Source organism: Streptomyces sp. GMY02 (assembly GCF_019056675.1).
GTDB lineage: Bacteria > Actinomycetota > Actinomycetes > Streptomycetales > Streptomycetaceae > Streptomyces > Streptomyces odonnellii.
The window spans coordinates 1,087,024-1,109,719 of sequence record NZ_CP077658.1; the positions used below are offsets into that span (position 1 = coordinate 1,087,024).

The window sequence follows — 22,696 nt, forward strand, 5'->3', positions numbered from 1 at the left end:
ACACGCGTCCCTCGGGGCCGTCGTGTCCGTACGGCCGCGCCCCGACGGGCGGAGGCGGTGGATACGTCCGGTCGGCTCACGCGCGATGCGCGGAGCCCGGTCCGTTTCTACGGTGGCTGAATGATCACCAGATCCGTGACGCGCTCCGCGTTCTCCGCGACTGTGGCCTTCGCCACCGGTTTGCTGGTCCTTTCGCCCGCGCCCGCACCGGCCGTCGCGGATTCCAGAGACGATCCGGCGGTACTGGCCGCCGACCTGCCCGGCGCCCCGGTGCCGGGCGCCCCCGTGCCCGGCGCGTCCTCCGAATCGCCCGCGGCGTCGAAGTCCCCGGCACCCGCCGCCTCCCCGAAGTCCCCGGCGCCGGGCCCCTCCGCATCACCCGGGACCTCGGCGTCCCCCGAGTCCCCCGCGAAGTCCCCCGCCGCGTCCTCCTCAGGAACCCCAGCAGCCCCGAAAACCCCGGCAGCCTCGGGAGCCGCGCCCGCCGGACCCGCCGCCCACGCCGGTTCCGCCGCCCGCAAAGTTGCCTCAGGCCCCGTCGCGGGCGCGCTCTACCGGACGGGCACTCAGGTGCGGCCCAAGCGCGGCGCCCCCGCGCTGCCCAGCCTCTCCGCGCTGTCCTGGCTGGTCGCCGACGCCCGCAAGGGTGAAGTCCTCGCCGCGCACGACGCGCACCGCCCGCTGCCCCCGGCCAGCACCCTGAAGACGCTGTTCGCCGTCACCGCGCTGCCCCGTCTCCCCAAGGACGGCGAACACACCGCGACCGAGGCCGAGCTGGACGACGTCGGCGAGGGCAGCAGCGAGGTCGGGATCGTGGCGGGCGACTCGTACACGGTGGAGGACCTGTGGAACGGCGTCTTCCTCAGCTCCGGCAACGACGCGGTGCACGCGCTCGCCGAGATGAACGGCGGCTGGGACACGACGGTCAAGCAGATGCGGCTCAAGGCGAAGCTGCTGGGCGCCTACGACACCCATGTGGTGTCCCCGGACGGCTATGACGCCGACGGGCAGGTGTCCTCCGCGTTCGACCTGGCGGTCTTCGGGCGTACGGGCCTGGCCTCGCGCGAGTTCGTGAAGTACAGCTCGACCGTCGACGCCGAGTTCCCCGGGTACGGAGGGACCTTCGGCATCGTCAACACCAACCGGCTGCTCACCGGGGAGGACGGGGTCGAACCGTACCGCGGGCTGATCGGCGTCAAGAACGGCTTCACCTCGGAGGCCGGCTACACGCTGATCGCGGCGGCCCGGCGCGGCGGCCGGACGCTGGTGGTCACCGTCATGAACCCGCAGTGGGGCGGGGTCCACGAGGTGTACGAGGAGGCCAGGGACCTGCTGGACTGGGGTTTCAAGGCGGCGGGCCGGGTGACCCCGGTGGGCTCGCTCGAACCGCCGCCGGCGCCGCTCCCGCCGAGGCCGCCGATGAAGGACGGTCCGGTCCCCGGTCCGATCGCGCGGGCGCTGGCACCGGTGGCCGCGGCCGCGCCCGCACAGGCGCGCAAGCCGGTGTCCGCCCCGGCGGCGCCGCGCGCACGGGCGGCCGGGGGCGGGCAGGAGGAGTCAGGGTCGGGGTACCTCATGCCCGTGGCCTTCATCGCCTCCGCCTGTGTCGCGGCCCTCGCGCTCTTCTTCGTGCGGCGCGCGGCCCGACGCAAGCCATGAGGTCATGGCCATCGCAGCCGTGAGGTCATGGCCATGACGCACAGTCCAATGACGCACGGGCCGTGGGCCGGCCGCGCCCCGTGGCCCTACCAGTGGCCGGGGCGGTCGAGGCCCGGCGGCAGCCTGGTGGTCGCGTCCCCCTTCGCCGCGTTGACCTGGGTCTGGACGAGGAAGAGGGATCCGGTCAGATCGGCGCCCCGCAGATCGGCGTCGCGGAGGTCGGCCCCGATCAGATCCGCCAGCCTCAGATCGGCGCCACGCAGATCGGCGGCGATCAGATACGCCCCGCGCAGATCGGCACCTCTCAGGTCGGCGCCCTTGAGCCGGGCGCCGAAGAGGTCGGCGCCCCGCCGGTTCTTCCTCCTGCCCGGCACCTGGGCCCGTACCAGCTCGCTCGTGCGCAGCAGGAGCGGGTTGACCGCCTCGCGCCGGGCGGCCACATCCAGCGCCAGCAGGGTGTCGGCATCGGCCCGGGTGAGGTGTTCCGTCGCGTCGAGCGCGGCCCGGATCCGGGTGTGCAGCGGACGTGCGGGCTCCAGGGCCAGGGCTTCGCGCAGATACCGGAGCAGTTCATGGAGCTGCCGCATCACCGGGAGTACGGCGAACATCCGCCGGGCGGTCTCCGGTGCCCGCCGCCAGTCCTGTCCGCCGAAGGTGACCCGGGAGACCCGCTGGCCCGCGCCGAAGCAGTCGTACACCGTACAGCCGCGGTAGCCCCGCTCCCTGAGCCGCTGGTGGATACCGCAGCGGAAGTCCGTCCCCAGCTCCCGGCAGGGCTCTCCGGCGTCCTTGTCGACCGGGAAGTCGGCCGAGGCGGAGAAGGCCAGGGCGACACAGCACAGCCCGAAGCAGTTCGCGCAGTCGGCCCGGAGGTCGTCGCCGGGGCTCTCACCGGGACTGCCGTCCGGGCTCGCCGTCGCGGGGGACGGACGCCGGGCATCGGCCCCGTGCGGCGGGCGCGGGGCGGCGGGCGGTACGGACACGGGGGCCGGTCTCCTGTTCACAGGGGTACGAGATGACACGAAGGGGTACGAGCGCGGCGCGGCGGATCCAACGGATCAGCGCGGTGCGGCATGGGCCTCCAGCGCCCGGCGCGCACGCGCCGCCAGTCCGTCGGCGCCGCACTTCACCGCCAGTTCGAGCCCGCAGGACAGCTCGGCCGGGGAGCCCGCCGCCATGCCGTACTCGACGCGGGCGAGGGCGAGTTCGTACCGGGAGGGCGAGGATTCGAGATGCCCGACGGCCTGCGCCAGCAGATCGGCCCGCGCCCGGCCCTCCTTCAGGGACGCGGCACAGCACAGCGCGACCCCGATGGCGGTGTGCGTCCCGAAGCGTTCCGCCCGGTCGCGGGCGTACGCGGCGAGCTGGGCCGCGCGTCCCGGATCGTCCTCGGCGAGCGCGGACGCGAGGTCGCAGGCCCAGGGAGCCATCACGATGTTGTGCCGTCCTCGCGCCGTCAACGCCCGGCCGACCGCGTCCAGTTCGGTGACGGCCTCCTTCGTGCGCCCGAGCGCGAGCAGCAGCCGGCCGCGTACGCAGGGAGCGTCGGGGATGACGATCGAGGAGGAGTACGGCGGTGCGAAGGCATAGCGTTCGGCGGCCTCCCGCGCCTCGTCGACATGGCCGCGCGCCAGCAGTGTGTCGATGAGCATGGAGGCCGCGTCCCAGTGCATGGGCAGTCCGTCGCCCACCCGGTCGGCGAGCCGCAGACTCTCGCGCAGATAGGCCTCGGCGTCCGTCAAGTCGCCGCGTCTGCGGTGGAGATGGCCGACCAGGGCATGGGCGAAGGCAAGATGGCCGCCGCTCCAGCCGGAGATCTCGAAGGCCCGCAGCGCCTCGGTGAACAGGCTCTCCGCGCGGTCGAGCCGGTCGGCGAAGGCATACGACAGACCGAGCAGGGCGGGAGGTTCGAAGCCCCAGGAGGTGTCGGTCCAACCCGTGCCGGGCGCCAGCGAGCCGTCGACCAGGGCACGTTCACCGATCTGGACGTTCTCCTCGGCGCTCTCGCCGCGCGCCGTGCCGTCGAAGGCGCGCAGCATCAGCAGGATCCGCTCGGTGTTGTCGCGGCCGGTGAGCCCGGCCGCGACGCGGCTGAGCCGACGGGAGCGTCCGGGGCCGTCGTCCTCGACGGCCCGCACTCCCTCCCACAGGAAGTGCGCGGCCCGCAGCCGCATCCTGGCCGGGCCCTCGTCCGTACGGGCGACCTCGGCGGCCACCACCTGAGCGGCCTCGCCGGTCTCGTTGTTGTGGGTCAGTGCCTGGGAGAGATGGAACACCACGTCGACGCGCTGGGCATCGTCGAACTGCTGCGTGTCGAGTGCCGCGCGTAGATGGCCGACCGTGGTGGCGGGTGAGGTGAGCAGGGCGGCACGGCCCAGTTCGTACAGCACATGGGCCCGCACACGGGTCGACGGCGGTTCCGCGAGAGCGCGTTCGAGGCAGCGCCGCGCGGCGTCCGGCGCGCCGACCGCGAGATGCTCGGCGGCGGCCTCGCGGAGCTGCTCGACCAGTTCGGCGTCGCCGTCCGGGTGGACTTCGAGGAGGTGCGGCGCGGCGGCCGCGGCTCCCCTGCCGCTGCGGGAGACCGCCCATGCGGCCAGTCCGTGCATCGCGGTGCGGACGCCCGCGGGGATCGCGCGGTAGACGGCGCCCGCGATCAGGGGGTGGACGAACTCCATCGGGTCCACACCCACCAGGATGCGCGCGGCCCGCAGCCGTTCGGCGCACTCGGCGGCCTCTTCATGGCTCATGCCGGCCAGCGATATGGCCAGGTCGAGCGAGATGTCGGTGCCGAGGATCGCGGCGGCCCAGGCGAACCGCGTGGTGGCGGTGCCCAGTTCCTCCAGCCGGGCGATCAGCCCCTTGCCGCGTGCGGAGGCGCCGAGGGCGCGCAGCTCACCGGCGGAGTGCTCCACGGGCGCGAGGCCGGTGTCCCGTACCCTGGCGAGCAGTTCGACGGTCTCGTACGCGTTGCCGCCGGTCACCGCCCACACCTCGCGGCAGAACGGGTCGTCCACATGCTCGCCGAGCGCGGCGCGGGTGAGCCCGGCGGTGGCGTCGGGCGTCAACGCCCGCAGGCTGACCAGCAGTTTGGCCGCGGCACCGAGCATGGTGAGATACCGCTCGGTCTCGCCGACCGCCTCCTCGGTGCGGTACGCGAGGATGATGAGAACGGGCAGTCCGCCGGCCGGGCGCTCCGCGAACGAGGCCAGCCAGGCGAGTGTCTCCAGATCGGCCCACTGGGCGTCGTCGATGATCAGGACGAGCGGGCCGTACGCCTCGGTGAGCCGCTCCACCAGCGCGTCCAGGCCGTCCCGTACACCCTGCGGGTCGGCGTGCTGCCCGCACGGGGTCGCCACACCCAGCGCGGGGCCGACGATCTCGTACCACTCGCCGAGCAGTTCCCGCGCGTCCACGAGGCCGCCGTCCACGCGCCCGTCGCCCGTGGGGACTTGGCCGTCCGGTCCGTTCACCGTCAGCGCGGGCTGGAGCAGTTGGCGTACGACATGGAAGGGGACGGAGGTGACGGTCTCGCCGCCCCGGGCCGACCACACCGCGCAGCGCCCGGTCGCCATCCTGAGGGCCTCGGAGAGCAGCGCGGTCTTGCCGAGTCCGGCCGCGCCCCGGTAGACGAGCAGCCCGCCGGAGGGCCGTGGTCCGCACAGCGCGTCGACCGCGTGGGCCGCCGCGGCGAGTTCGGGTTCGCGCTCCAGCAGCGGGAGGGCAACCGGGTGCTCCGGCCGGTGCACGGGCGTCCCTCCTTTCGAACAGTGCGCAGGTCAAGTGTCGAGGGTAGCCCCGGAGTACCCCGAGTGCGCCTGAATCCACACGAATTCGGCCGTTCAACCATGGGCCGGCGCGTCCAGACGTACGGGCCGCTCGTACGCATTCCCGAAGGGCGGTCCGGAAGGCGGCGGGCCGGGCGGTACGTCGGGCCCGCCGCGCGGCGCCTCGGCCGGAGCGGTCCCGGTCATGACGCCTCCGGAGGTGTGCCGCAGGCCGGGCAGTCGGGGCGGCGTTCGAAGCGCTCCTCCAGCGGTTCGGAGAGCGCCATCAGATTGAGGCCGAAGCGGAAGCCGGGCTCCATTTCCGGGACGCCGGTCAGCAGCGCGATCGCGGCGTACACGAGAAGATGGCCGGAGAGCCCCGCGGTGACCGCGTTGACGGGGTTCCACTCCATCCGGGGCGAGGCCGCCTCCTCGTCCTGGCCCGCGCCGAGCCGCAGGTCCCGGCGTTCGACCTCGCCGGCGCGGTGGCACTCCCAGCAGGCGCCCCGGCCCGGTGCATGGACCCCGACGGTGACCAGGGGGCCGCGGTAGCCGGCGTCGAGCCAGGGGATCCCGGCGGCCAGACAGACCCGGTTCGCCCAGCGGCGGATCTCCGGCGGCCGGTCGGCGCAGAGCAGCAGCAGATCGTAGCCGGGGGCGAGCAGTGCGGCGAGATCGTCGGGGCCGTGCACCTCGCGCCGCTCCGCGGTCAGCGCCACCCGCGAGTTGACCGCCCGCAAGGCCGCCACGGCCGCGGTCGCCTTGGGCCGGCCTATATCGCTCTCGTGGTAGAGGGGCTGCCGGTTGAGGTTGGACAGTTCGACGACATCGCCGTCCACACAGTGCATCCGGCCCACTCCCGAGGCGGCGAGGCCCTGGGCGGCGAACCCTCCGGTGCCGCCGAGGCCGAGCAGCAGCACCCGGGCCGAGCGTAATCGTGCCTGGAGTTCCCAGGCGGTCGCGCGCGGCGAGAGATCCATCCAGCGCAGCAGGGTCACGCCGCGGCTGTAGCGTTCACGGTCCTCCGCGGTGAGCGCCGCGGACGGCTCGGCCCCCGCGTCCTCCAGGAATCCGGCCTCGTACAGATCGTCCATGGCCTCGGTGACCGAGCGCGGTTCGAGACCGGGGTGGCGGGCGAGCACCTGGGTGACCGCCTCGGCGGGGGCGCGGGTGCCGTCGAGGGCCTCGGTCAGGGTCCAGATCCAGCCCTCGGGGTCGGTGACCTCGGCGCCGATCCCGTAGACGACACTGCCGATCCGCACATTGCCGTCCACCGTGCGGTACGCCCGGTGCTCGGGCTTCACCCGTGGCCGCCGTAAGCCGGACACCGGTTCCTGGTGCCGCTCCGGTGTCATGCCCGTACCGCCCTCGGCTCCCTGGACCCGGCGGCCAGTTCGGTGGCGGCCAGCACGATCCTGAACTGATGTTCCGCCTGGTCCCGGACCGGGATCCAGCGGGCGCCGCAGTCGTCCTCGAAGGCGGCGCAGCGCTCGGTGAGGAAGCGGTCCAGGGTCGCGCGCACCTCGGTGCCCGGGGCGCCGTCCGCCGGGTGGGGCGCGGCCATGACCATCTGGTGCAGGAGCCCGGCCGTACGGATGACGAGGCGCCGTGCGGCGATCCGCAGGGCCATGATCCGCGCGCGGTTCATCGGCGGCAGACCGCCGGAGCCGGTCCCGGCACCGCTGTCGATGTCGCCGCCCGCGCGGGCCCGGGCACGCCTTCTCCCGGTCGCGGTCACACCGCCCCCCGCCGCGCCGAGGGCCGCTTCCGGGGCCCATTCGTCCGCGAGCCCGGGAGAGACCGCGAGATATTCGTCGACCGGCGCGAGCAGCGGTCCCGCGGTGGCGAGGAGGTCCGGACGTACCCGCTCCAGCAGTCCGGCGAGTGTCCGCGCGTCCTGCCGGAGCGCATGGCTGATGATCTCCAGCGCGCCGTACGGATCGGGGTGCGGTGAGGTGTCACCCACTCCTTCTACACCCCACATCGGCGCTTCCACGACCGCGGTGACTGTTCCGTAACGGTGGGGATGGAACCAGGTGGAAGTGGCGGTGGCCGCGGGCAGCGAGACGAACTGATCGGTCTCCTGCGGCCGGGGCATGTCATAGACGCCGGGGCCGGGACTCGGCCAGAAGAACGCGTCGTACGGCCCCAGCTCGACCGGGATCCTGAGATCCGCGGCCGAGCGCGCCAACTCGTCGGAGAGCCCGGGAAGTTCCCGGGTGAGCTGGACGAAACTGCCGCCCACGTCCACCCCGTGCAGCGAGCACTGGAGATACGGCCGCAACTCGTCCTGGAGATCGAGCAGCGCCCGGGTCTCCGGCATGGGCTCCGCCCCGGGTTCGGTGGGCAGCCACTCGGGCTGGCCGGCGAACCCGGGACGGAAGAAATGGCGGTAGTGCTGGGAGAAGGTCATCGGGCCCTTGAGCCACCGCTCGTTGCGGCGGGCTCCGTCGGGATCGAGACAGAGGACGAAGTGCCAGGCGGTGTCGGCGAACCGGGCCCGCGCGGACCGCCCGGCCGGAGCCCCCGGCCGGGCGGTCCGCGCCAGATGCCTCGCCAGCCGCAGTACGGTCAGCCCCCCGACCGGTTCATTGGCGTGCGGCCCCGCGACCACCAGCACATGCCTGCTCCCCCGCCCCACGGACAGCAGCCGGATCGGCTCCCCCGCCCGTGAGGTGCCGATGCAGCGCAGGGCCATGAGATCGGGGTGCGCCGCGGCCAGGGCCGCGGCGCCGGAGGTCAGTTCATCGACGGTGGGATAGCGCCCCGGCACGACGACCCGTTCAGGAGCCGGTGGAATTGCTGTCGCCCGTGGTCTCTTTCCTGTCCAGGCGCCGGATCTGGATGGTCGTCTGCTTGCGGCGTGAGGTGCTGTCGCTCTTGACTGTTCCGCTCATGAGCCGCTCCTTTTCTACGCGGTGCCCAACTCCGCGTTGTGCACCTGGATGTGATAGTCCGTCACGGATTGGGAGTCCGTCAACACTCTGAAAGACACACTCTGGCTACGATCCCGCGAGCCGTACAGAAGGCGAAGGCCACCGCGCGACTTTGGCGGAGACATATGCCCCCACCTGGTCGCGCGGTGGCCCGGAGCCCCGCTCGTATATCAGCCGTATGTCGGCTGTCAGCCGTACGTCGGCGTCAGTGTCTGTGCCAATGCCGGTGTCAGCGGAACGCGCGGCGGTCGGCGTCCAGCGGCTGGGTGAGCCGGATGGTGATGAACTCGTTGTTGTCCGCCTTGCCGGGCGTACGGCCCGAGGAGCCCGGGAAGTTGTTGTCGTTCATGACGGCCAGCGTGCGGTCGTCGATCAGCACGACGTCCTCGATCGTGGTGAACGGGAAGCGGAAGGTCTCCCCGAAGCCGCCGAGGCCCTTGGGGTTGGCGATGTCGAGCAGATCGGCGACAAGCGTCTTGTCCATGACGCCGTCGTGGTTCCGGTCACGGTTGTCCGCCAGGTAGATGCGCTTGAACTGGGCGGAGTCGCCCTGTCCGCCGTCGCGCTCGATCACCAGGAAGCGGTGTTCGTCCAGGGCGATCGCGTCACCGATGGCGTTGCCGGTCGACTCCAAACGGTAGGTCCAGCGCTTGCCGGTGTAGGCGTTCTTACGCAGGTCGAACTCGCTCATGCGCAGGTCGCCGGGCGTGCCGTCGGACACCCAGCCTTCGAGCAGCGGGTAGAGGTGACGGCCGTCGACGCCGCGGGCCATGCCCTCGAAGCCCTTGCTGCTGGGCAGGTTGGGGGCCGCGCCGTTCAGGTACGGGTTCTCCGGCGCCTGGACTCCCTTGAGCGGGATGGGGGCCTGGAGGAGACGGCCCTTCGAGGAGAAGTGCAGCAGGAACGGGCCGAACTCGTCGCCCGTCCAGTACGTGCCGTCGGAGGCACGGACGATGGACTCGACGTCGAAGTCGGCGCCCGTCAGCACCCGGTCGGCGCGGGTCAGCGCGAACGGCACCTTGCGGTCGGGGTCGCTCAGATTGAAGCCGCCGAGCACCTTGACCTTGCCGGTGCGCGTGTCCGGCTTGACGTGGTGGACACGGAGCAGGAAGTCGGCGCTGTTGGCCTTGTTTCCGAACCCGTTGTCGGACAGCACGTCGTACGTGCCGTCGTGCCGGTTGAGGATCCCGCTGAATCCCTGGACGGGCTGGCCCGGGAACGGCGCGGCGATGCCGTTGACGGGCTCCGTGCCGAGGGCCGCGCCGGAGACCGGGCTGCCGGGTACGTAGGTCTCGGCCGGGAGCGAGGCGAAGCCGGTCAGGGTGGCCCGGCCGAACTCGGCGGACCCGTTGTGGTCGTGGCCGCGGTGGGCGGCGGCGGGCGCGGCCAGACCGACGGTCAGCGCGGCGGCGCTCAGCATGATCAGGAGCTTGTTCATGGCAGGGACGGTAGAGACGGCGCATGACGTACGCCCCAACAGCAGGCGACCCGCGCGCGAGCGGCGAACGGCTCCCACCGGCCCGGACCTCCCGGGGCCCGGCCGCCGTCCGCCGGCTCGCTCGGTGCGCCGGGCGTCAGGAGCGGTAGGTGTTACGGGTGTACGTGAGGCTCAGATTGCCGGTGTTCTTGAAGTACTGGCTGATCAGGTAGGCCGGGTCGCCCGCGATGGAGCCGGCCTGGAGGTCGCTGCCGTCGTTGGAGTCGTCCCAGGCCCAGGGGGTGTGCGCGGCGTTGTCACGGCCGTTGTCACCGGCGAAGGTGCCCCAGGAGGCGTACGGCGGCTTGGAGTTGCGGCGCTCCCACAGGCCGCCGGCGCCGAAGATGTCGACGAGCTTGTAGGAGGCGGCGCGGTCGTTGCCGCCGGCCGGGACGGTACCGGCGGTGCGGTTGGGGCGGTAGACGATGCCGTCGCCGCCGGGGAAGCTGCCGCCGCTCCAGTTGTACATGCCGTGGCCGCGGGCCTCCTGGAAGACGGTGGGGTGCTGGGCACCGTCGTGGGTCTCCATCAGCAGGGTGCCGTCGATGTTCTCGCGGTTGCCCTGGAAGGGCTGCCCGCCGGGATGTACGAGTAGTAGTTGTCGTGCGCCTGGGTGACGGCGGCCTGGAGCGTGCCGTAGGTGCTGCCGTCCTTGAGGACGACCTCCAGGACGCCTTCCATGTCGTTCTCGTGGGAGGTCCAGTTGAGCGGATAGTCCTTCCAGTCACGCGGGTGGTAGAAGGCGTAGGTGATGTACCAGTGCGTCGAGGTCTCGACGACGGAGTAGTACGCCGTACCGGTCAGCCGCGCCGTGTTGGCGTCCAGGTTCTCCCAGTTGTTGAGGGTGTTCCAGTCGCCGTCGTAGTCGACCGGCGAGGTGTACTCGGCGGTGTAGTAGGCGGACGAGGTGTCCTGGTAGTGCACCGGGGCCCAGCGGTAGGCGAGGTCGGCGTCGCTGGGCGCGGCCTGGGCCTGGCCGGGTACGGCGAGGAGTCCCGCGGAGAGCAGGACGGAGACGAATACGGCACGGGCGGATCGCCTGAGCTTCACGGTTTCTCCAGAGGCTAGGGCCGGTTGCGCAAACGGCCGTCACTCTCCGGTCGCCGGATGACACCTGCACCCGCCCGGTGATGACGTGGACATGAAAATCTCAGAACCGCTGCGGGACCCGGACTCCACCGCCGGAACCGGCTGATGCCGCGACCCGTACTAGAGTTCCGTCGCCGCCTCGATCAGCCGGGTCTGCGCCCTGCGCAGATGGGTGCGCATCCGGGCCGCGGCCGTCTCGTCGTCGTTCTCGCTCAGCGCCTCCAGGACCCGCTCGTGCTCCCGGCATGTCTCCTCCGCCCACCCCTCGCGGAACGAGAGCCGGTACTGATGCGCGTGCGCGTGCAGCCGTTCAAGGGTGAGCCGCAGAAAGGCGTTGCCGCTCAGCCGGGCGATCCGGTCGTGGAAGACGGAGTCGTGGTGCAGATACAGCAGCAGCGTCGCGCGGCTCCGGAAGTCCCGCGCGGCCTCACGCATCTCCGCCAACTGCTCGGCGAGCTGACGCAGATCGGCCTCCGTCACCTGGAGGGCGGCGGCCGACGCGGCGGCCGGTTCGAGCAGCAGCCGCACTTCGAACAGCTCGCGCAGACTGCGGCTGCTGAGCAGGGTCGCGGCGGTGTACCCGGCCAGTGAGCGTTTCACCACCAGCCCCTCCGCCTCAAGCCGTGCCAGCGCCTCGCGCAGCGGGGTCGGCGAGATCGTCAGTTCCTGGGCGAGCGTATTGATGTTCAGCTTCGACCCGGGCTCGATGTCGTGGTCGACGAGCCGCCGGCGGATCGTGTCATAGGCGGTGTCGGCGAGCGCCTGCCGCCGAGGTGTGCCTGCCATCGTGCCGCTCCCGTTCCCTTGTCCGCCCCTGGGGGTGTCTCACCGATCTTGCCGGGCCCGATCGACATCACACCCCACCGGTACGTGTATCAGTCCCGCCGAGGCCGCCCGCGCGCTGGTCCGGCGCCCGTCGGCGGCTCCGGCCCCTCTGGCACCCGCGTCGGCCGATTCTATTTTTTCCGGCTCGCTCGCGATGCGGTACGTATCGCCTGCCGCCTCGCCCCTCCGCGTCCCCGAAGAGGGGAACTCACCGCGGCCCGGTCGTCAAGTCCCCTTGCGAACTGGCGTTTTACCGAAGAAATCAGCTCCATCCCGTGGAGCGACCGGTCTCGATCCGGTAACGGGTGATACGAGTCTTGACTGTGGTGTGATGCTGGCTACTCTTCTGAAAAGTATACGAAACAAGGGTGTTCACCAGGTCGGACCGGGGCCTGCGGAGCGACACACGCCCATGTCGGGCGGCATGGCCGGTGGGCGCGGACGGGGTGCCCGGAGGCCGTGTCACCGCCCGGACACCCGGTCTCATGGCACGTCTCACCCCGCTCCCACACCGCGAGCGGGTCTTCAGGACCAGGTATTTCGCTCGACGGCTCGCGTCGCGTCCGGTCTCCGGCCGCCTCGTGTGAAGCATCAAGGAGGATGACATGAAACGCGGACCCGCTCTCATGGCCGCGGCCACAGGTCTGGTGAGTGCCCTGGCGCTGACCGCCTGCTCAACCAGCGCCACTTCGGCGGGCGGTGGCGGCGGCGCCCTGACGTTCATGACGTTCGAGACCCCGGCGCTGACCGCGAAGTTCTGGGACACCTCCATCGCGGAGGCACGGAAGGAAGTGCCGGACACCGAGATCAAGAAGATCGTCTCACCGGACGCGGACCGTACCGCCTACGCCAAGCAGCTCCAGGCGTCCGGGCAGTTCCCCGACATCCTGTCCTCCGTCAACCCGAAGGACTTCACCGCGGCCGGACTGCTGAAGCCGTTCGACCAGAAGTGGCTGGACGACAACTTCACCGACCCCGACGGCAATGCCATCGAGGGCAAGTCCTATATCCCGCCCACCAATTCGCAGATCATCCCGATGGTCTTCTACAACAAGAAGATCTTCGCCGAGCACCGCCTCCAGGTCCCGAAGACCTGGGACGAGTTCGTCGATGTCGTCAGCGCGCTCAAGAAGGCCGGTGTCACCCCGGTCGAGATGGCGGGCGGCGAGCCGTGGTCGGCGGCGATCCCGCTGTCGGGCATCATCACCGCCGATGTGCTGGGCGCGGACCCGCAGTGGATCCAGAAGCGCTACAAGGGCGAGGTCAAGTTCACCGACCCCGGGATGACCGCGGCGGCCGGCAAGTACCGGCAGCTCATCGACGCGGGGGCCTTTGACAAGGGCGCCCTGAGCGTGAGCTACGCGGACGCCAACAAGCAGTTCCTGGACGGCGAGAGCGCCATGTATCCGATGGGAAGCTGGTTCATCGGCCAGATCCCCGCCTCGGCCGCGCAGGACTTCGGTACGTTCCTGCTGCCCAGCGGGACCGGGAAGACCATCGTCCCGTTCAACACCGGTGGTACGACCGCGGTCAGCGCGAAGTCCTCGGATGTCGCCGGCGCGACCAAGTTCGCCCAGGCCTGGTCGCTGTCCAAGCCCAATCTGAAGACGCTCATCGAGACCGACGGCGCCTTCCCCATGCTCAAGAACGTGCCGTTCGAGGAGTTCGGAGCGAAGGTGACCCCGGTCTACACCGAGGGGTTCCGGCTCGTGACCGAGAACAACACCAAGGTCAGCGCGTTCGGCCAGGTCAACAATGACGACGCGCTCCCGCCCGGGGTGGTCGAACAGTTCAACTCCCTGGCGCAGAAGCTGTTCACCAGCTCCGACGTCAAGGAGCAGCTCGCCTCGTTCGACGCCGACTGGGACAAGGCCGCCAAGTAGCCGGTGCCCGTCGGGAGATGGGCGGGGTCGCGGTCCGGTCGGCGATGACATCGTTGTCACCCTGCTTCCCGGCCGGCTCCGGTGCCGTACGGACCTGACACCGCGCGGCATCGGAGTCCGCAGCCCGCCCGCCCTCCTCCGGGGCAGAAAGGATCACGCTGTGCCCACACGATCTCTACGAGCAGGCAGAAGCCTCGGACTGGCACCCGCCGCATGGATCGCGATCGTCCTCTACGGGATGTTCCTGCTGTACCCGCTGCTGCAGAGCCTTTTCCTCAGCTTCACGGACAAGAACCCCCTCCAGGCGGGGAGTTCCTTCGTCGGACTCGCCAACTACCGTGAACTCCTTTCGGACGACCGGCTGTTGTCGAGCCTCCTGTTCACGATGACCGTGGTCGTGGCCGTCACGGTCGTCGCCAACACGGTGGGCCTGCTGCTCGCGATCGTCCTCAACCGCTCCTCGGCCAACTACCGGGTGATGCGGACCCTGATCTTCATTCCGCAGGTGCTGTCCGGGGTCATCGTCGGCTTCATCTGGCGCAGCATCCTCACCCAGAACGGCCTGCTCAACAGTGCGCTGGCCAGGCTGGGCCTGGTCGACGAACCCGTCTCCTGGCTGGGCGACTCGCAACTGGCAGTGTTCTCGGTCTGCGTGGTCGTGAGCTGGATCACCATCGCATTCGCCACCGTCGTCTACACCGCCTCGCTCCAGTCCGTACCGCGGGAGCTGTATGAGGCGGCCCGGGTGGACGGCGCCGGGGTCCTGGGCCGATTCCGCCATGTCACACTGCCCATGATCGCGCCCGGCACCACGATCAGTGTGGTCCTCTGCCTGATCACCACGCTGAAGCTCTACGACGTGATCGCGGTCCTCACCGGCGGCGGCCCCGCCGAGTCGACCCAGTCGACCGCCTTCTATCTGATCGCCGTGGCCTTCACCGACAACCGGTTCGGCTATGCCTCGTCCATCGCCATGTTCCTGCTCGCACTGACCGCCGTGGTGTCGTACGGCGTCACCGCGCTGCTGCGCCGAAGGGAGACAAACCTGTGAGCGCTCCCACCACCGGGCCCGCCGGCATCACGAAGTCCGCCGGGACCGCGATACCCACCGGCCCCTCGCCGTCGGCAGGCCCGGCCCGGCCCGCCCGCTCCGCCGGTGCCGCACGGGGCGGTCCGCGCGGCAGGTCCCGTCTTGTCGGCGCCTGGCTGATCACACTGGCGTTCATCCTGCCCGTGTACGTCGCGTTCGTCAGCGCGTTCAAGACGCAGGACCAGATCGTCTCGAACCCGGCCGCCCCGCCGGTTCCGTTCACCTTCGACAACATCACCAACGCGCTGAGCAGGCCGGACCATCTCGTCCAGGCGGGTCTGCTCAACTCCATCCTGGTCACCACGGCGACGCTCCTCATACTCGTCCCGCTCAGCTCGATGCTGGCCTTCTACATCTCCGAGCGCACACCCCGGATCAGGAGCGCCCTGCTCGCCGTGTTCGCGCTGGGTCTGATGGTCCCCCCGCAGGTGGTGCTGCTGCCGATCGTGACCCTGCTGCGCTCGATCGGTCTGGCCAACTCGTACGCGGGCCTCATCCTGTCCAACGCCGGCGGCGGCTATCTCTCGTTCGCCGTGTTCGTCTATGTCGGCTTCCTGCGGACGATCCCCCGCGAGGTCATCGAGGCCGCGCGCATGGACGGCGCGGGTGATCTGCGGCTGTGGTGGCGCATCGTCTTCCCGGTCGTCCGGCCGGCCACCGCGACCGTCGGGATCTTCCTGGGCCTGTGGGTGTGGAACGACTTCCTGAACCCGCAGTTCATCCTCGGCCCGCTCCAGGGACAGACGATCACCACGGGCATCTATGTCTCGCTCGGCGCCTACTCGACCGACTACAGCCAGCTCTTCGGAATCATGTTCCTCGCCGCTGTCATCCCCGTCGTGGGATATCTCGTCAGCCAGCGCGAGTTCATCCACGGACTCATGTCAGGAGCGTCCAAGTGAACAGCCCGACCGACGGCGTCCCCGCCCTGGACGAGCTGGCCGGCGAGTGGACCGGCCGTGCTGAGCTGAACCATCTTCCGTCCCTGCGCAACCAGTGGGGCCAGGGCCATGTCAACGGCGACCTCACCTCGCTGTCCTGGCTGGCCTTCCCCCCGTACAGCGGCGGCTATCACACCGGCGCGCTGCGGATCGACGGTTCCGTACCGGCCGCCGAGCGGCTGCGCTGGGCGCCCTGGGGGGTCCAGCGGGCAGCGGCGGCCAGTGCGTTGACGGTCACCACCGAGGTCAGGATGGGGTACGAGCGCAGCCGGCTGCTCTGGCGGCTCGCCCTGCGCAACACCACGGCGGAGCCCGTGACGGCAGTCGTGGAGCAGGAGTTGCTCGCGCCCTTCGCGCACTCCGAGGTGGACTGGGGCTGGCTGTACGGGACTCCGTGGAACGACGGCCACCACCACGACTACTTCACCACCGAGCGGATCCGCGAGGAGGCCGTGGCGGACCGGCCGCGCCAGGTGCAGTTCCTGCCCGTCGGGGAGCGGTGGGTACGCCTCGGCAGCCCGCGCGTTCCGGGGATCCAGCGGGACGAGGACTCCGAGCCGATGCTGCTGGAGTCGGAACTGCCCGACCACTCGACGCCGGACTCCGGGCGGGTACGGGCGCCGGGGGCCGTCTGCCGGGTCCGCGGGATCGCCGTACGCCGCGCCGCCACCGGTGAGACCGGGCCGGTCGGGGACACCGACGAGTACTCCGTACGGCCGGACACCGATCTGCGGATCGGTACGGTACGGCTCGATGACGGGGACGTCCTCCGGTTCTCGGTCCGTACGGACACACCGGAGCAGACCGGGGTGATCATCACGCACGGCAACCACCCCGACTCGCTCCAGGTCGGCCTGGAGAACGGCCGCCTCGCCCTGCGTGTCGCGGGTGAGCACCTCACCGCACCGCGGTCCCTCCCCCCTCGGCACCTGGCACACCGTGGCGGTCCTCGTCGGCGACGCGGGTACCGAACTGCTGCTGGACGACCGGCCGTTGCTCGCGACGGCGGCCTGGTGGGAGGGGCAGCGCTGGACCGCCACGACGGACGGCGCGACGGTCTCGGTCGCCGACTCCCGGTCAGCCGCGCGCAGTGCCTACGCCTTCTCGCACACGCCCGGCTCCCTCGGGACGGCCGGGGCGCGCGGACACGCCCGCTGGGACATCACACTCGGGCCGGGTGAGGAGACCGTCCTCGGTGTGGTGCTGGAGATCGGCGACTCGGCCGATACGGTGGCGCGCGACGCGGCGGCGGTCGCGGCGGCCTTCCCGGCGGAGTTCGACGCGGTGGCCGAGCGCTGGCGCGGGACCTGGAACAGCGCGTTCGAGCCGGACAACAGTGAATTCTCCGGGCATCTGCCGACCCTGCGCACCGAGGACGCGGACCTCGCCCGTACGTACTACCTGGGCGCGCTGCTGGCCGTCTATCTGCGCAACACCACCGTCAGTCCGCTCGGCCCGGTGTTCCTGACCGGCGGGCCGCGCCTCGGTCCCACCACCACCTTCTTCTGGGACATCTCCGAATGGGCCAGGACCGCCGCACTGCTGGAACCGGAAGGACTGCGCCGCTGGATCCTGGCCGCGCTGGCGCAGCCGTACGACCGCTGTCACTCCTTCGACACCCGCAATCTGCTGCCGGTGGGCAATCACTACGCGGCCAACGACCACGCGCTCTTCCGGACCGTCAAGGCGTATGTGGGCGTGACCGGGGATCTCACACTGCTCGGTGAGAGCGCGGGCGGGCGCAGTGTGCTCCAGCATCTGCGGGAGATGGCGTTCCGGCCGAGCACCCTGCGCGCCACCTTCGGCGGCGGTGTGCTGGCCGACTTCGGCCGGGACGCCTGGGAGCTGCTGGAGTGTGTGCCGAACTACCGTGACGCGGTGGTCTCGCTGAACGCCGGCTATGTCGGCATGCTGCGCTCGCTGGCCGCGCTCCTGCGCCTCCTGGGCGACGGGCAGGGGACCGGGACCGCGAGCGGAGCCGGGATCGGCGCCGAGGCCGAGGCCTCGCTCGCCGAGGCGGAGGCGGCCGAGCTGTCCGCCGCCGTCCTCGGCCAGTACGCCGGGGAGGGCCGCTGGATGATCTCCCATCCGGAGGGCGACGAAGTCATCGGCCACTGCCTCGACTTCGAACTCGTCGCCGCCGAGATGGCCGAGGATCTGTCGGCGGACCAGCGCGAGCAGATGGTCCGTTTCGTCACCGAACATCTTCTGGACGGCGACTGGATGCGCGCCCTCGACCCCGGTGACCCGGTCGCGCCGCTCTCGGACCGGCCGGACCACGGCGCCGCGGGTGCCTTCGCGGCCTGGCCCGGGGCCACCTCCTTCGGTCTGTGCCGACTCGGCCGCACCGATGTCGCGGCCGGGGTGCTGCGGCGCGCGCACCGCGCCACCTCCGGCGGGCTGTGGGGCCAGGCCATGGAGGTGGCCGAAGACGGCGGCTACCGCGTCGCGGGCCGGGGCGTGGCGAACCGGGACAGCAACGCCGCCGTCGCCGTGACGGAGGCCGTCCTCGCCGGGCTCTTCGGTATCGAGGCCGGTATCGAGTCCCTGAGCAAGGACATCGGGACGACCCGTACACCGTACGGGCATCTGGAGAACGTCCGGGCCATCGGCTTCGGCCTGCCCAGAGGGCCGCAGTAGCGGCCGGTGCCCGGCATCGAACGTACGGCCGTGCGGGCATCCCCGTACGGCCGTACCGCACGGAAGCACACACAAGTACCGCCCTCTCGCACGACCCCGACTCACAGACCCCGACTCGAAGGAGAGCCGCAATGGGGCAGGAGAGTACGACGCGGAGAGTGATCCGCGGATCCGGACGCGCACGAGCACGCGGGTACGCGGCGGTGGTGGCCCTGGCCGTCGCCGTACCCCTCGCGATCCCCGGCAGCGCGGTGGCCGGGAGCGCACCGGCCGGCAGCAGCGCCGGGAGCGAGTCCGTACGGGCCCTGGCGGCGGGACCGCCGACGCCCGCCCAGCAGTGGGACACCCTCAAGGCCAAGCTGACCGGTATCAAGGGAGTCTGGACCGACCAGGCCTACTCGGGCTCGGTGTCGAACAGCATGCCCAACACCGCTCTGCTCGGAAACGGTGATGTCGGAGTGACGTCCGGCGGCAGCACGGGGGTCAAGACGTTCTATGTCTCCAAGGGGGACTTCTGGAACGCCAATCCCAGCCCGAAGCCGGCTCCCATCGGCGGTGTGACCATCACCGGCACCACCGCCCAGACCGGCAACAACCTCGCGATCGGCGCACGGGCGACCGCGAGCAGCACGGAGGGGTCCTTCACCCCCGACCGTGCCGTCAACGGCCAGTGGGGCAGCGGTTACGAGGGCTGGGTCTCCCAGATCGGCAAGCCGCAGTGGATCACCCTCGACCTGGGCTCGGTCAAGACCGTCGCCCGCTATGTCGTACGCAACGACAACGCGGCGCGCCCCGGGAACGCGGCCTTCAACACCAAGAACATGGCGTTCCAGACCAGCACGGACGGCACCAACTGGAACAGCGTCGACACGGTGCAGAACAACACCGCCGATGTCGTCGACCGGTCCATCACGGCCGTACAGACCCGCTACATCCGGCTGAACATCACCGAGCCGACCCAGAGCACCACATCCGACTCGACACAGAACCCGCGCGCCCGGATCGGCCAGATCGAGCTGTACGCGCAGAGCGGCGGCGGCACTCCCCCGCCGGCGCAGCCCTTCCGCGAGGAACAGAACATCGTCGACGGCACGATCGCGACAACGATGTCACTGTCCGACGTGCCCGTATCGATGAAGACCTGGCTGGCCGCCGACAGGAATGTCCTGGTCACCGCCATCACCTCGACCGGGAGCCAGCCGGTGCAGCTCCAGGCGTCGGCGTACGCGGGAGCCACCTCGCCCAACTCCGCCTACAGCAACACCGCAGGCGCCGACGGCCAGGTGATGTGGGCCGAGCGCGCCACCGCCTCCGGCAGCCGTTGGGTGTCCCGGGCGGCACTGGCGACCACGGTCCTCGGCGCGTCCGCCGTCCAGGCACCAACCGTCTCGGGCGCCACCGCCAGGACCGTGTTCACACTGCCGGCGGGCGCGACCGTCCGGGTCGTCACCCAGATCGGCGGCGGCGGACAGAACCCGGCGGCGCCGCACAACGACGCCGTGACGCAGGTACGGAGCCAGACCACCGCCTCGCTGGCGACGCTGGACACCCAGCGCGCCGACTGGTGGAAGAACTACTGGATGCGGTCGGGTGTCGAACTCGGCGACGCCGTACTGGAGAAGTACTACTACGCCGCGCAGTACTTCATCGGCGCGTCCAGCCGGGCGGGCAAGCTCGCCCCCGCTCTCTACGGGATCTGGACCACCACGGACTCCCCGCAGTTCAGCGGTGACTACCACCTCAACTACAACGCCCAGGCGCCGTTCTACGGGGTGTACTCCAGCAACCGTCCCGAGCTGTCCCTGCCGTTCCACGAGACGATCCTCGCGTATGTGCCCGAGGCACAGCGCCGGGCCAGGCAGGATCTGAACCGGGTGAAGCCCGACTACATCGGCGGGCGCTTCCCGAGCGGCGGGGTACCGGCCGGCGTGCTGTTCCCCGTGGGGATCGGCCCGTACGGCACGACCACCGACGACCAGTACCACCAGCAGGTCTCCAACTCCCTGTTCTCCGCCTCCCAGTTCGTGTCCTACTACGAGTACACCCAGGACACCACGTTCCTCAGGACCAAGGCGTATCCCTTCCTGAGCCAGGTCGCCCAGTTCTTCGAGAGCTATCTCGAACGCGACTCGGCCGGCCGCTACTCGATGTGGAGCGGTCCGCACGAGGGCACCTGGGGCCAGAACTCGTCCGCCGACATCGGGCTGCTCAAGCAGGTCCTATCCACCCTGATCGCGGGCAGCCAGAAGCTCGGTGTGGACGCCGACCGCCGTGTCACCTGGCAGAACATCCTCAACAACCTGCCGGCGCAGCCGACCACGGTGTTCAACGGCAAGACGGTGTACTCACTGGCGACCCCCGGCACCATGCAGGGTTCCGACACCCGGGACATCCACCCCGGTGACAACACCATCAACCTCGAATTCATCCAGCCCGCCGACCAGCTCGGTGTCAATTCGGACCCGGCGAAGCTGCGGATCGGTGTGGACACCCTCGACGCCATGAACTCGTGGGGGCAGGACAACAGCTTCCCGAAGGTGTTCAACCAGGCGGCCCGGGTCGGCTATCCGGCGCAGTCGCTCATCGACAGGTTCAAGCAGGTGATCAACTCGCATCTCGCCCCGAACCTGCGGATCGCCGACTCGTTCCACGGCATCGAGAAGTCCGGTGCAACCGAGGCGGTCAACAGCATGCTGGCCCAGAGCGACCAGGGGATCATCACCCTCTTCCCGGTCTGGCCGGCGGGCAAGAACGCGAGCTTCTGGCAGTTGCGCCAGAAGGGAGCGTTCGTGGTGTCCAGCGCGAAGGAGAACGACCGCGTCAGTTATGCCGAGGTCACCAGCGAGGCAGGTGGCACGCTGCGGCTGAAGAACCCGTGGCCGACGGGCACCTTCACCGTGACGGACACGAACGGCGCGGCGGTTCCGTTCACCACGGCGAACGGGGTGATCTCGGTACAGACGGCGGCGGGCCGTACGTACCGGATCGCACCGGTCTGACGCACGGCTGAAGCACCTCGGGCGCCGGACGGGCCGACACGGCCCGTCCGGCGCTTTCGTATGTCCGGGCGAGATCGGCTGTGGCCGTTTTGTGATGGCGAAGTCCGTACGCGGGAGGTACACGGACGGAAATGTCGCCTAATGTGACGCTCAACCGGCCGGAGTCCGCGCTTCAGCGCACCTTTTGTCCCTCCTCCCGAGCCCGGCCCGGCATCGAGGCCCCCTCGCCAACAGACCCATATACCTCTATGCGGAATTCTCGCGCGACCTATTCCGTATAGGGCGCACCGTCCTTATCGTTCTGGACACCCGGACAGGAGTGCTCAGCCGCTCCACCGGTCACGGCGGGCATCGCCCGTTCCGGTCACGAGGAGGGCAGCGCCATCTATATCGACGTCCACGGGCATGTCACCGCCCCCGACAAGCTGTACGCGTACAAGGCAGGGCTCCTCTCCCATCGCGGCGCCCATGGGCGCGGGCGTTCCGGGGTGACGAAGGAGCATGTGGTGGAGGCGCTCAACGCGCCGCACCCGAGTTTCGGCAAGATCTCGCATCTCCGGCATCTCGACGAGGCCGGGGTGGACATCCAGTTCATCTCGCCCCGGCCGTTCCAGATGATGCACAGCGAGACCCCGGCCAAGCTGGTCGAGTGGTTCACCGCGGAGACCAATGACGTCATCGCGCTGTGCTGCGAGGTGGACGGGCGGTTCCGCGGGATCGCGGGCATGCCGCAGTCGATGGACCTCGACCCGGCCGTCTGGACCCGTGAACTGCGCCGCTGCGTCACGGACCTGAGTTTCGTCGGGGCGACCCTGAACACCGACCCGTACGAGGGGCTGCGGCAGCCGCCGCCCATCGGCGACCGTTTCTGGTACCCGGTGTGGGAGGCGCTCTGCGAGCTGGACGTGCCGGCCATCATCCACTCGGCGGCCTGCCGGCCCCCGTCCCGGGAGAGTTACTCGCTCCACTTCGTCCAGGAGGAGACCCTGGCGGTGGCCGGGCTGCTCCAGTCCACCGTGCTGGACGACTTTCCCGAGCTCAAGATCGTCGTGTCGCACGGCGGCGGGGCCGTCCCGTACCAGAAGGGCCGTTTCTACCCGGCGGCGCTGCGGGCGGGCACGACCTTCGAGGAGCGGCTGCGCCGTCTCCACTACGACACCTGCCTCTACACCCGCGACTCGATCGAGTTCCTGCTGCGGACCGTCGGGGTCGACCGCTGTCTGTTCGGTACGGAGAAGCCGGGGACCGGCTCGGTGAAGGACCCGGAGACCGGCCGCTGGGTCGATGACATCCATCTGCTCATCGAGGACATCGACTGGCTGACCGGCGAGGACAGGAAGGCGCTGTTCGAGACGAACGCCGTCGAGCTGTTCCGGCTGGAGGTGTGAGG

The 22,696-nt window shown here is 70.4% G+C and carries 15 protein-coding genes; 7 read left to right on the plus strand and 8 right to left on the minus strand.

What is annotated here, in order from left to right; genetic code table 11:
• The first annotated feature begins 120 nt into the window (after positions 1-120).
• Positions 121-1,659: a D-alanyl-D-alanine carboxypeptidase gene (locus KQY30_RS04490; protein ID WP_367997391.1), complete on the plus strand. Its 1,539-nt coding sequence runs from the start codon at positions 121-123 to the stop codon at positions 1,657-1,659.
• 86 nt (positions 1,660-1,745) lie between these two features.
• On the opposite strand, the gene KQY30_RS04495 is transcribed toward KQY30_RS04490, so the two are convergent.
• The 8 genes from KQY30_RS04495 to KQY30_RS04530 all read right to left on the minus strand — a co-directional run bounded on the left by KQY30_RS04495 (position 1,746) and on the right by KQY30_RS04530 (position 11,714).
• On the minus strand, positions 1,746-2,642 hold the full coding sequence (locus KQY30_RS04495) for a pentapeptide repeat-containing protein (protein ID WP_217305660.1): 897 nt from the start codon (positions 2,640-2,642) through the stop codon (positions 1,746-1,748).
• A 75-nt stretch (positions 2,643-2,717) separates the two neighbouring features.
• Positions 2,718-5,408 carry an AAA family ATPase gene (locus KQY30_RS04500; protein ID WP_254406936.1) on the minus strand — a complete coding sequence of 897 codons (2,691 nt, stop codon included), beginning with the start codon at positions 5,406-5,408 and terminating at the stop codon, positions 2,718-2,720.
• Positions 5,409-5,629: 221 nt separating this feature from the next.
• Positions 5,630-6,730, minus strand: a complete 1,101-nt coding sequence (locus KQY30_RS04505; protein WP_254406937.1) for a ThiF family adenylyltransferase — start codon at positions 6,728-6,730, stop codon at positions 5,630-5,632.
• A gap of 47 nt (positions 6,731-6,777) precedes the next feature.
• Complete coding sequence (locus KQY30_RS04510) at positions 6,778-8,199, minus strand: M14 family zinc carboxypeptidase (protein ID WP_254406938.1); 1,422 nt, start codon at positions 8,197-8,199, stop codon at positions 6,778-6,780.
• Between the two features lie 392 nt (positions 8,200-8,591).
• Positions 8,592-9,800 (minus strand): esterase-like activity of phytase family protein, encoded by a 1,209-nt coding sequence (locus KQY30_RS04515; RefSeq protein WP_254406939.1) that lies wholly within the window; start codon positions 9,798-9,800, stop codon positions 8,592-8,594.
• A gap of 136 nt (positions 9,801-9,936) precedes the next feature.
• Positions 9,937-10,368 (minus strand): hypothetical protein, encoded by a 432-nt coding sequence (locus KQY30_RS04520; RefSeq protein WP_217305662.1) that lies wholly within the window; start codon positions 10,366-10,368, stop codon positions 9,937-9,939.
• Entirely contained in the window at positions 10,368-10,889 is a 522-nt protein-coding gene (locus KQY30_RS04525) for a hypothetical protein (protein ID WP_217305663.1), read from the minus strand. The genes KQY30_RS04520 and KQY30_RS04525 overlap by 1 nt, the downstream gene beginning before the upstream one ends.
• A gap of 159 nt (positions 10,890-11,048) precedes the next feature.
• Positions 11,049-11,714, minus strand: coding sequence for a GntR family transcriptional regulator (locus KQY30_RS04530; RefSeq protein ID WP_217305664.1), 666 nt, complete (start codon positions 11,712-11,714; stop codon positions 11,049-11,051).
• 644 nt (positions 11,715-12,358) lie between these two features.
• Between KQY30_RS04530 and KQY30_RS04535 the strand changes: the two genes are divergently transcribed.
• The 6 genes from KQY30_RS04535 (at position 12,359) to KQY30_RS04560 (ending at position 22,694) form a co-directional block, all read left to right on the plus strand.
• The gene (locus tag KQY30_RS04535; protein ID WP_254406940.1) at positions 12,359-13,636 is read left to right on the plus strand and encodes an ABC transporter substrate-binding protein; all 1,278 of its coding nucleotides are present in this window, start codon (positions 12,359-12,361) and stop codon (positions 13,634-13,636) included.
• A 160-nt stretch (positions 13,637-13,796) separates the two neighbouring features.
• Positions 13,797-14,687, plus strand: coding sequence for a carbohydrate ABC transporter permease (locus KQY30_RS04540; RefSeq protein WP_254406941.1), 891 nt, complete (start codon positions 13,797-13,799; stop codon positions 14,685-14,687).
• Positions 14,684-15,628: a carbohydrate ABC transporter permease gene (locus KQY30_RS04545; protein WP_254406942.1), complete on the plus strand. Its 945-nt coding sequence runs from the start codon at positions 14,684-14,686 to the stop codon at positions 15,626-15,628. Before KQY30_RS04540 ends, KQY30_RS04545 begins: the two co-directional genes overlap by 4 nt.
• Before the next feature lie 978 nt (positions 15,629-16,606).
• On the plus strand, positions 16,607-18,307 hold the full coding sequence (locus KQY30_RS04550; RefSeq protein WP_217305665.1) for a hypothetical protein: 1,701 nt from the start codon (positions 16,607-16,609) through the stop codon (positions 18,305-18,307).
• A gap of 131 nt (positions 18,308-18,438) precedes the next feature.
• Positions 18,439-21,306: a discoidin domain-containing protein gene (locus KQY30_RS04555; RefSeq protein WP_217305666.1), complete on the plus strand. Its 2,868-nt coding sequence runs from the start codon at positions 18,439-18,441 to the stop codon at positions 21,304-21,306.
• Between the two features lie 389 nt (positions 21,307-21,695).
• Positions 21,696-22,694, plus strand: coding sequence for an amidohydrolase family protein (locus KQY30_RS04560; RefSeq protein ID WP_302185361.1), 999 nt, complete (start codon positions 21,696-21,698; stop codon positions 22,692-22,694).
• The last annotated feature ends 2 nt before the right edge of the window (positions 22,695-22,696 follow it).

Bases quoted from the DNA above. Each gene is read 5' to 3' on its own strand.
- KQY30_RS04530 (WP_217305664.1), bottom strand. From the start codon at position 11,714: ATGGCAGGCACACCTCGGCGGCAGGCGCTCGCCGACACCGCCTATGAC.
- KQY30_RS04515 (WP_254406939.1), bottom strand. From the start codon at position 9,800: ATGAACAAGCTCCTGATCATGCTGAGCGCCGCCGCGCTGACCGTCGGT.
- KQY30_RS04490 (WP_367997391.1), top strand. From the start codon at position 121: ATGATCACCAGATCCGTGACGCGCTCCGCGTTCTCCGCGACTGTGGCC.
- KQY30_RS04520 (WP_217305662.1), bottom strand. From the start codon at position 10,368: ATGGAGACCCACGACGGTGCCCAGCACCCCACCGTCTTCCAGGAGGCC.
- KQY30_RS04535 (WP_254406940.1), top strand. From the start codon at position 12,359: ATGAAACGCGGACCCGCTCTCATGGCCGCGGCCACAGGTCTGGTGAGT.
- KQY30_RS04555 (WP_217305666.1), top strand. From the start codon at position 18,439: ATGGGGCAGGAGAGTACGACGCGGAGAGTGATCCGCGGATCCGGACGC.